We start from the raw sequence: 10244 nt of genomic DNA on the forward strand, positions 1-10244 counted from the left end.
CTATTTAGAGAGGGATAAGTATATTTAAAATTACGTCACCGTTTTATTACTGAATTTTTATAATGTCATTTAAAAATACAGATCTATTAAGTTTATAAAATATCTATTTGAGGATTATATTATGATGAAAGCAGTTATCCCCGTTGCTGGATTAGGTACTCGTATGTTACCTGCAACAAAATCAATCCCAAAAGAGATGCTCCCTATTGTTGATCGTCCATTAATTCAATATATCGTAGATGAGTGTGCTCAAGCGGGTGTAGAAGAAATTATTTTGGTGACTCATTCTTCTAAAAATTCAATTGCGGATCATTTTGATACCAGTTTTGAATTAGAAAATATGCTAGAACAGCGTATTAAAAATAAATTATTAGAAGAGGTTCGCTCTATTTGTCCTGAGAACGTTAAGATTATACAAGTTCGTCAAGGTCATGCATTAGGCTTAGGCCATGCTATTTGCTGCGCTCACCCTATTATTGGTGACAATCCTTTTATTGTTTTACTGCCTGATGTTTTGTTGGATCCACATTATTGTGATCCTAAACATGACAACTTATCGGCAATGATAAAACGTTTTGAGAAAATAGAACGTAGCCAAATTATGGTTGAACCTGTACCTATGAGCCAAGTACAGCAATATGGTGTTGTGGACTGTAAAGGTGTTTTTTGTCCACAAGGAAATTGGGCTCCAATGCGTCGTATTGTTGAAAAACCAAATCCTGAAGATGCACCTTCTAATCTTTCTGTTGTTGGTCGTTATGTCTTTTCTGCGGCAATTTGGGAGCTATTAGATGGCTTACCAGCAGGTGTCGGCGGTGAAATTCAGTTAACTGATGCTATTGAATTATTATTGAAAAAAGAAGTCGCTGAAGCTTATACCTTAGTGGGTAAATCTCACGACTGTGGTAATAAATTAGGTTATATGAAAGCATTTGTAGAATATGGATTACACAACTCAGCATTAAAAGAAGAGTTTACTGCTTGGATGCAGGACTTTTGCCAAAAAACGCTGTTACCACAAGCGATAGAAGATACTGAAGATATCAGTAGCGAAAAAAATGTAGTCGCAATTTTTTAATTTTATCTTGTAATAACATGCAATATGCCGACCGAAATTAATATACGGTCGGCAATAGCAGGAGCTGGAAACCATGTCCATTAGGCACTTATCTCGTTTAAATTATTTATTCTTTTCCTTTTTGGTTTTTGGGGTGTTGTTTGTTGTTTCCCCAATATCACAAGCAGTCGAAACCGCGGCAGGATGGCAACAGTTTAAAGCGCGTTATATTACGGATGATGGGCGTGTTATCGACAGTGCTAACCAAAATATCTCTCATTCAGAAGGTCAAGGTTACGGCATGCTGATGGCGGTAATGAGTAATGATCGTGAAACTTTTACTAAATTATGGCATTGGACGAGAACATCACTTTATCGAGGTGATTTAGGTTTATTTAAATGGCGCTATGAGCCTGAAAATAGCGAACATACACCTGATCCTAATAATGCAACAGATGGTGATATTCTAATTGCTTGGGCATTATTAAAAGCGGGTGAGAAATGGAATGATGAAAGTTATCTTTCGGCATCAGATTCTATTCAACATGCTATTTTAGAACATACATTAATTAATGCACAAAATTATACGATGTTACTTCCGGGTATTAATGGATTTAAAACACCAGAAGAAATTACAATAAATCCTTCGTATTTTATTTTTCCTGCTTGGAAGGATTTTTATCGCCATAGCGATGATCTTCGCTGGAAAAAATTAATTAATGATGGCCAATCTTTATTAAGAAATATGCAGTTTGGTGATTATCAATTACCAACGGATTGGGTTAGTTTGCAAGCCGATGGAAAAATAATGCCCAGCGAAAAATGGCCTGCTCGTTTTAGTTTTGATGCTATTCGTATCCCTATTTATTTAGCATGGGCACACGATGAATTAGCGTTACAGCCTTTTATACAATATTGGCAGCAGTTTGATCGATATACTACACCTGCATGGGTAAGTATTGATGGCAAAGAAAAAGCTGAATATAACCTAACCCCGGGTATGCAAGCTGTACGTGATTTAACTATGAAAACAGTAATTGAAGATGTCGATTTAAGTAAAGATACAGATTATTACTCTTCTGCACTGCATTTATTGGCTGCATTTGCGTAGAATGGACAATAAATATATTTATATCAATAGGTTAATTAATAGATGACTTGAAATGTATTTAATAATAAGGTTATTTCAGCTATCTATTTTTTATAAATAAAAGATAGATAGCTGAAACAAAAATTATTAATGAGTTAAAGAATAAATATAATAAAAAATAAGATTAGTATTGTTTTTTTTATCAAAATATATGTCTCGCTGTCTCTTTTTTTTATAACGTTATGTTTTATTAAGTATCTTTTTATTAAAAATCATGATCCACGAATACTTTATTTAATATTATCTATGCTAAAGTAACTTTAAATTTTAGAAATAAACTTTAAAGTTACTCTTCATCAATAATCAAGGTGGATAAATGAAAGTTTCAGCACGTAATCAGTTAGTGGGTAAAGTTGTTGATATCATTGAAGGTGCGGTAAATAGCGAAGTGATTTTATCGTTAGCTCATGGTGAAAAACTAGCAACAATTATCACTAAAGAAAGCTGTGATAGCTTAAAAATAAAAAAAGAAGGTGAAGCTATTGCGATAATTAAAGCCCCTTGGGTTGTACTTGCCCTGCCTGATTGTGGTTTAAATTTCTCAGCTCGTAATCAATTTGCGGGTAAAGTTACTCAAATTACACAAGGTGCTGTTAATTCAACTATTCATTTAGAAACTGCTAAAGGATTAGAATTAACAGCAGTCATTACTAATGAAAGTCTACAAGAGATGAAATTAGCCAAAGGCAGCGATGTATTAGCATTAGTTAAAGCATCTAGTGTGATTGTAGCGACTCGAAAATAAAATGTTTTAGGTTTTATTGAGTAAAAATATACCAGATGAAAAAAGAGAGGCTAATGATTAGCCTCTCTTTTTATTTGGTTTAATGTGAATCATTTAAGATTTATAGCCTCGATCACCTTTTTAAATAAAGGTGTAGGAACCTATTAATCTTTTTCACCTGCAACCTTGAGTTGTTGGTAAATATAGTTTTTATAACTATTAATCAGTTTTTCATCTTCACAGTCATTTAATTTACCTTCACATAAATGGCGCATTTGGATGTTTGCTTTATAGAAAGGTGATAAAGGTAAACGCGCACGCTCAAGTAACATTCCACCAAGGAAACTGATATCTGTTAATTCACCTGTCGATAAAGTAGCACCTTGGGTTAGATTATCGCGTAATGTGAATTGAGTAATATGTGCAGGATCTGAAAATTGAGATTGATAGTTTTTTAACTCAATATTAGGTTGATGATCACCAAAATAGAGAAATAACGTTGGTCTTTCTCGTTGAGCAACAAAGTGAGAAAAATCTTCTATAGCAGGATCACTATTAATAATTTTTTCCATATAGTGGCTAAATTTACCCGGCGCGTTACTACTTTCTGTTTGGCCTGTGATTTGATAATCATCACTATGAGATTCATTATAAGGGCCATGTTCATACATGGTTAATGAGAACACAAATAGTGGTTTATCTGTGTGTGTTTTTAATACCTCTTTAAGATAACCCAACATATCTTTTGTGGAGATAGTCCATAAATTCTCTTCTAAACTTCCGGGATATCCTAGTTCTTGAGGTTGAATAATTTCATCAATTCCCATTTCTCCGTAAGCATATCCAGCGTGATAAGCGCTACGATTAAATGGTGTCAGCAATACAGTGTAGTAACCTTCAGATTTTAGTTGGCGAAATAGACTTTCATTTAAGTTATCTACAACAAAATAGAAAACGGAGTTTTTACGTGAACCAAAGTCATCTGTATTTAATCCTGTTAATACAGAAAATTCAGAAAGCCAAGTGCCGCCGCCAAAGGTTTGTACACGTAATGGGCTTTGTGCACTAACACCCTCATCTTTTTTAAACATAAACAGATCGGGTAAAGCCACATCTTTATTGAATTGATAAATAGCTGGATTTACGGTGGATTCTTGTAGCAAGACAACAATATCTGGTTTTATTGCTGTTTGTGTTTCTGGCAGGTTGATATTGGCTGCTTTCTCAAGAAAGTAATCTGCCTTTTCACTGTAATAAGGTGGAGAATAGGTTGTTTGATAACCAGACATGATTAAATTAGTTACTGTTCCTTTACCGCCAGGTAATGTTCCTTCCCATGTTGTTTGCCATTTTTCCACCGTGAAATGTGCTGATATTAATCCAATAACTATTAGTAAGATTGCACTAATACGTAATTTTAAATTAGATTTTTTAGAGAAGCGCCAAGAAACCAACATATTAATCAGTAACCAAATTAGCATTACTATTAACGCAACACCCGCTTCCCAATAATGGCCTAAGGTACCCAGATTCGAGCTATCAAGGGCTAGGTTAATATCAGAGAACATTAAGGGTTCTTTATAATAATGCACCTTAAGTTGGCTAATAAACTTAATGATAATAAACAGTGTGCCTGTTGTTACTGCGGCAAATAAGTAACGAGCTGATAATATAAAAAAGATGGCGAATAGGATGAAATAAGCACTAACAGAAAGTAAAGCAGTATAAATGAGATTAGCTTTCTCAAAGACAATAAATAGAGAAGCAATAAGAATTAGTGCAAGGTATGTGTACCCTGATAGTTTTTTCATATCTCTTTCCGAGCATAGTAACAAGTTATTATGATGAGATTATTACAAATATCGCAGGGGATTACCTTAAATTGGCTGAATAGGGTATTCAGCCAAAGAGGATAAAACCAGTAATTAGAATAATCCTTTATCCCGTAGAATATGGAGGTCTTTTTTACGACGGGTAAATCCAGTGCGATCAAAATACTCTAAAATTTGTACTGCTAATTTGCGCCCAACAGATAATTCATCACGAAAATCTGCCGCTGTCACACTACCATTGGTTTCATTATATTTGATGATGATGGATGCAAATTGTTCTATGGATTTATGAGTATAGTAACGATCTGCGATAATAGGAATTATTAATCCTAACTGTGCGGCTTTGCGTAATAAAGAACGCACAATTTTTTCATCATTTTTCATTTTATCAGCAAGATCACGTACCCACCAAGGCTCTGATTGCTCAAAGTAAACTTTAGCTATTTGCCACAACGCATCTTGTTCTGCTGAAAAAGCTAAACCATGTGATGGCAAATGAAGCCAGCCACGACTTTGATTGATGGCTCCTGCGTTTAACAATTGCTCAATTAAGCTGTAGACGATTTCATCGTGATAAGTTGGCAATGCCATGCGTTTTAATCGTGAACGACCTACACCCATCTGATCATTATGTTGTTGGTGATATTCTTCAAGGGTATTTAATAGTTTTTGTTTAGCATTTTGCGCATTGTGTTGAGAAAGAATAACGCCTGCCGCTGACACTATATCTACAGTAGATAAAAGTTGATTAAGTGCCGTATCTGTTAATTGTTGAGCCCAAGAAAATTGACTGAGTAATAACTCACCTTTGGGTAAACATAATTGTAAATATTCACGCTCATCAGCTGCATTATCAAGCGCATATAGCCAGGTTAAAAATTCATCTTGGCGTTTCCCTCTGCGTGGAGAGTGTAAATGTAAAACTTTTGCAGCCGCTAAAGTGCGTTGTGCACCAATATCTCGAAGAATAAGGCGGTCGTTATCCACCAACCAAAGTGGTGTATCGAGAATAAGCTCAGCTAATTGTGGCGTATCACTTGCGTCATTAAGCAGCGAAACCCGCCCCGTAATATGGCGTGTTCCGTGGTGAATATGAACAGATTGCCAATGTTTTAATGGTTCATCTGTTATTAAACTCACTAATACTTTGTGAGCCTGATAATTAGGTTCTTGTGATAGTAACCAATCACCACGAGAGACATTATCTTTACTAATATCTCCTGTGATATTGATGGCAATACGATGACCTGCTCCCGCACTTTCTACAGGCTGATTTTGAGCGTGAAGAGCTCTTATTCTGACGGGTTTATCCGCACCAGTTAACCAGAAAGTTTCACCAATGGAGATTTGTCCAGCAAGTGCGGTGCCTGTAACCACCAATCCCGCCCCTTTAATACTAAAGACACGGTCTATCGCTAATCGAAAACGTTTATGCCATTGAGGGTGTTGTTGCTCTTGTTGGTGCAAGGTAACTAAGTAATCGCGTAATTCAGCAATTCCTTCGCCAGTGGGTGCTGACGTCATAAACATAGAAACATCATGCCAACCTAAATTTGCTAAAAAATCACTAATTTGTTGGCGAACTTCGTCAATACGTTGTGTTGAGACGCGATCTACTTTTGTAAGAATAACGGTAACTTGAGGACAACCAGCAAGGCGAAGAATAGAAACATGTTCGATGGTTTGTGCCATAACACCATCGTCACAAGCCACAATAAGTAAAGCGTGAGAAATACCACCAACACCCGCAAGCATATTAGAGAGAAATTTCTCATGCCCAGGAACGTCAACAAAACCAATAGATGTACCATCAGGTTGAGGCCAATAGGCATAACCTAAATCTATTGTCATGCCACGTTTTTTTTCTTCAGGTAAGTGAGTCGTATCTACGCCAGTAATAGCTTGTATTAATGTGGTTTTTCCGTGGTCTACGTGACCTGCTGTAGCAAAAATCATAGTAAAAGTGCCTGTATTAATGCATTTTCATCCTCAAGACAGCGTAGATCAAGCCACAAGCGACCCTCTGTAATACGGCCAATAATGGGCTTTTCTAGATGACGCCACTGCGCAGCTAATGTTTCTAATTGGCTGCCTTTTCCTTCTTTGGCTTCAAATGTCAGTGCTACACTCGGTAAGCTTTCAATAGGTAATGAACCACTACCTATCTGTGAAGCGCATGAGGAGATGTTGATATGGTAATATTCCCCATAATATGCCTGAAAATGAGGCAATAACCGTTGCGCCATATCATTAATTTCTGTTTGTGTCCGAGTCAACAAACGTAATGTCGGAATTTCAATAGCCATTTTTTCTGGCTGTTGATACAGGCGTAAAGTGGCATCTAATGCCGCTAATGTCATTTTATCAACCCGCAATGCACGTTTAAGAGGATGACGCTGAATAGCCTCAATCCACGTTTTTTTACCTAAAATGATCCCCGCTTGTGGACCACCTAATAATTTATCACCCGAAAAAGTCACTAGATCAATGCCTTGTTGCAAATAGTCTTGCGGCATAGGTTCAGCGGGTAAACCTAAGCGTGATAAATCGGTCATAGAGCCACTACCTAAATCGATAGCAGTAGGTAGATCCATCTCTTTACCAAGTGCCGCGAGTTCTTCGCCATGAACTTCGGCAGTAAATCCTTGAATACAGTAATTACTGGTGTGTACCTTCATCAGTAATCCCGTATTTTCATTAATCGCGTTGCGGTAATCTTTTAAGTGTGTGCGGTTGGTTGTGCCCACTTCTTTTAAAGTACAACCAGCTTGTGTCATTACATCAGGAATACGAAAAGCACCGCCAATTTCAACGAGTTCTCCCCTAGAAACCACTACTTCTTTATTTGGGGCAACGGTTGCTAACATCAGTAAAACAGCTGCTGCATTGTTATTAACGATACAAGCATCTTCCGCACCTGTTAATTCACAAAGCAAATCAGCAACAGCGCGATCTCGATGACCCCGCGAAGCGCCATCAAGTGAATATTCTAACGTGGCAGCTGAGCGCATAACTTGGCTTACAGCTTCAATGGCGGATTCTGCCATTAATGCACGACCCAAATTCGTGTGTAGTACAGTGCCTGTTAAATTAAACACTGGTTTAATCGATGATTTTCGTTGTTGAGAAATACGGTTTTGTAATTCATCAGCCCAATGGCTATGCCACTGCGGAAGGCTACCTTCTTGGCGAATAATGATACGCGCTTCTTCTTGTAATTTTCGTAAGTGCTCTGCAATAAATGTTTGCCCATAAGAAGCGATGAGCGCTTGAATATCGACTTGATGCAGTAATTTATCGATAGACGGCAGTTGGCTGTAGAGTGAGCGCGTATCATTTGTCATGCTATTACCTAATAATTATTCATTCGGAAATAATAATGGGTTAATACTACTGCGGGCAAAGCCCTCTTCTTCCATTTTTGCATCAAGAATAATTGATGCCAGATCATCAGCTACCGCATCAACATTAGCATCTTTTTCTTGATATAAAATCTTCAGATAACTGCCGCAATCACCACAGCTTTCTGCTTTCACCGCCGCTTTTTCACTATCGAGCGACCAGTAGTTTAGTTGACCTGTGAGTTCACAGTTGGTGCATTTTATGCGCACAACATGCCACTCGGTTTCACATAAATTACAGTGTAAATAGCGTAAACCTTGGGTTGTGCCGATTTGTACCATGCTAGCAACAGGCATACTGTTACAAACTGGGCAGAATTGACGGTTTTCGCCGTATTCTGTTTTCGCTTTACCCGGAATATTGGCCGCAAGCTGTGCCCAATAAAGAGATAAAGCAGCCCAGATAAAAACAGATTTATCTGCTGAAACTTTTGAGTATTCATCGTTGAGTAATGCCGTTGCCATCTCTTCAAGCTCATTTTCAGAGGCTTTTGACAGATTCTCTAATGCAACTTTCGCATTTTCAGGCACTACAGTGATAAGTTCAGCAATGATAGATGTTAGTAATTTATGCCAGTGTTTAGTGCGCTGAAATGTTTTTCTATCCAAAGGTGCTTTATTGGCTTGCTGCGTTAACAGTGGTGCTAAGTCGAGCTCTAGAGGATTATCATGTAGCGCTTTTTCTTGCGCGTTAGCAACCTCAGCTGCAAATTCGAGGTAATCCGCGAATGGGTTATCTTTTGCGAGTGTTTGAAAACGTTCAGCACGGCGTTGATAGAGATTTTTTAGATTAGGAAACAGTACTGGTGGAATAAAACTAATACTTTTCTCTGATTGCTCTTTGCCTAATTGCTCTTTAGGAACGATGCGAATACTCATAACGTTCTATCTTCCTATAATCATTAATTTTATAGTTTATTACTTACTTTTGTTGGCATCAGGATAAATCAAAAACTTACTTGAAGCCATTACAGTAGGTAATGATGAGATCATGTTATTGTTTTTTTTCACGATTAATTATTAACGCCGAAAAAAAATGAAAAAACACGAGAATAAAATAAAAAAACGGAGGCATACTTCAGCCTCCGTTTGTTCAGAAATGAGTATTGGTGCCTTATTTCTGTGACTGCTTGTTCTCTTCTTCTTTTTTCTCTTCTTCTAGTACTTCACGGTACCAGCGTGGATGGTGCTTTTTAGCCCAACCGCGTGTAACCCAGCCTTCAACCATGCTACGAATCGAGCCTTTAACCCAAAACGCGGCATAAGCATGAACAATAACAGTAATAATCAGTAAGATTGCTGAGAGTGAATGCACTAGCAATGCAATACGAATAACTGGAATAGAGAAATAATCAGCAAAATAAGGACGCCAAATGATAACACCACTTACTGTCAGCAGAATAAGACTGATACTTAATGTCCAGTAAATTCCTTTCTGACCAAGGTTGTAGTGACCAATATCACCCGCTTCTTCATTTTGCAGTACTTTGTGAATATTTTTAGCCCACACTAAATCGTCTTTATCAATAAAGTTGTGCTTCAAGTATCTGAAAAACATAAAGATAAAGAGGAATGCCATCACGCTACCCACAAATGGGTGGAGTAAACGCGATAATTCTGGCGTTCCTAAAATATTCATAAACCAGTTCAGTGATGGGAAGAAGAAACCCAATCCGCTGATTGCAGTGAATACGAAAACTATCGCCACTAACCAGTGGTTAATACGCTCTGATGCGGTATGGCGAAGAATTTTATCGCTTTTCTTCTTCATCATTTTTGCTCCTCTTTATTCACAGAGTCCTGTGTTTTAGAAGATGCTTCCATCTCTTTAAGCGCTTCTTCTTCATTTTCTTCAGTCGTTCGGTTAGGGCCGACACCTAAGTAGTGGAAGATTGCACCTGCAAAAGTGGCAGCAAAACCAACTGCAGCCAGTGGTTTCCAAATACCTTTCCAGAATTTAACCGTTGAGCTAATTTCTGGATTTTCTGGTAAACCGTGATATAGATTGGGTTTATCAGCATGATGAAGTACGTACATTACGTGTGTACCACCTACACCTTGTGGATCATACAAACCCGCA

At 37.5% G+C, this 10244-nt stretch carries 9 protein-coding genes; 3 read left to right on the top strand and 6 right to left on the bottom strand.

Annotation, left to right across the window (positions count from 1 at the left end; genetic code table 11):
- Positions 1 to 121 precede the first annotated feature (121 nt).
- The 3 genes from galU (at position 122) to M997_RS01560 (ending at position 2952) form a co-directional block, all read left to right on the top strand.
- Positions 122 to 1078 (top strand): UTP--glucose-1-phosphate uridylyltransferase GalU, encoded by a 957-nt coding sequence (galU, locus tag M997_RS01550; protein ID WP_064718372.1) that lies wholly within the window; start codon positions 122 to 124, stop codon positions 1076 to 1078.
- Positions 1079 to 1151: 73 nt separating this feature from the next.
- Complete coding sequence (locus M997_RS01555) at positions 1152 to 2168, top strand: family 8 glycosyl hydrolase (protein WP_064718373.1); 1017 nt, start codon at positions 1152 to 1154, stop codon at positions 2166 to 2168.
- 355 nt (positions 2169 to 2523) lie between these two features.
- Positions 2524 to 2952, top strand: coding sequence for a TOBE domain-containing protein (locus tag M997_RS01560; protein ID WP_064718374.1), 429 nt, complete (start codon positions 2524 to 2526; stop codon positions 2950 to 2952).
- 143 nt (positions 2953 to 3095) lie between these two features.
- On the opposite strand, the gene M997_RS01565 is transcribed toward M997_RS01560, so the two are convergent.
- The 6 genes from M997_RS01565 to M997_RS01590 all read right to left on the bottom strand — a co-directional run.
- On the bottom strand, positions 3096 to 4742 hold the full coding sequence (locus M997_RS01565; protein WP_064718375.1) for an LTA synthase family protein: 1647 nt from the start codon (positions 4740 to 4742) through the stop codon (positions 3096 to 3098).
- Positions 4743 to 4856: 114 nt separating this feature from the next.
- Positions 4857 to 6719, bottom strand: a complete 1863-nt coding sequence (gene selB / locus M997_RS01570) for a selenocysteine-specific translation elongation factor (protein WP_064718376.1) — start codon at positions 6717 to 6719, stop codon at positions 4857 to 4859.
- The gene (gene selA / locus M997_RS01575) at positions 6716 to 8107 is read right to left on the bottom strand and encodes an L-seryl-tRNA(Sec) selenium transferase (protein WP_064718377.1); all 1392 of its coding nucleotides are present in this window, start codon (positions 8105 to 8107) and stop codon (positions 6716 to 6718) included. Before selA ends, selB begins: the two co-directional genes overlap by 4 nt.
- Positions 8108 to 8122: 15 nt before the next feature.
- Entirely contained in the window at positions 8123 to 9043 is a 921-nt protein-coding gene (gene fdhE / locus M997_RS01580) for a formate dehydrogenase accessory protein FdhE (RefSeq protein WP_064718378.1), read from the bottom strand.
- 235 nt (positions 9044 to 9278) lie between these two features.
- A complete protein-coding gene (gene fdoI / locus M997_RS01585) occupies positions 9279 to 9938 on the bottom strand; it encodes a formate dehydrogenase cytochrome b556 subunit (protein WP_064718379.1) in 660 nt (219 codons plus the stop codon).
- On the bottom strand, positions 9935 to 10244 hold a 310-nt coding region (locus M997_RS01590), incomplete at its 5' end, for a formate dehydrogenase N subunit beta transmembrane domain-containing protein (protein WP_282955900.1). The genes fdoI and M997_RS01590, both read right to left, overlap by 4 nt.

The sequence above is a fragment of the Proteus hauseri ATCC 700826 genome (assembly GCF_001654965.1).
Lineage (GTDB): Bacteria > Pseudomonadota > Gammaproteobacteria > Enterobacterales > Enterobacteriaceae > Proteus > Proteus hauseri.

Excerpts from the sequence above, each read along its gene's own strand:
- galU (WP_064718372.1), top strand. The coding sequence starts at position 122 with ATGATGAAAGCAGTTATCCCCGTTGCTGGATTAGGTACTCGTATGTTA.
- M997_RS01555 (WP_064718373.1), top strand. The coding sequence starts at position 1,152 with ATGTCCATTAGGCACTTATCTCGTTTAAATTATTTATTCTTTTCCTTT.
- M997_RS01560 (WP_064718374.1), top strand. The coding sequence starts at position 2,524 with ATGAAAGTTTCAGCACGTAATCAGTTAGTGGGTAAAGTTGTTGATATC.
- M997_RS01565 (WP_064718375.1), bottom strand. The coding sequence starts at position 4,742 with ATGAAAAAACTATCAGGGTACACATACCTTGCACTAATTCTTATTGCT.
- selB (WP_064718376.1), bottom strand. The coding sequence starts at position 6,719 with ATGATTTTTGCTACAGCAGGTCACGTAGACCACGGAAAAACCACATTA.
- selA (WP_064718377.1), bottom strand. The coding sequence starts at position 8,107 with ATGACAAATGATACGCGCTCACTCTACAGCCAACTGCCGTCTATCGAT.
- fdhE (WP_064718378.1), bottom strand. The coding sequence starts at position 9,043 with ATGAGTATTCGCATCGTTCCTAAAGAGCAATTAGGCAAAGAGCAATCA.
- fdoI (WP_064718379.1), bottom strand. The coding sequence starts at position 9,938 with ATGATGAAGAAGAAAAGCGATAAAATTCTTCGCCATACCGCATCAGAG.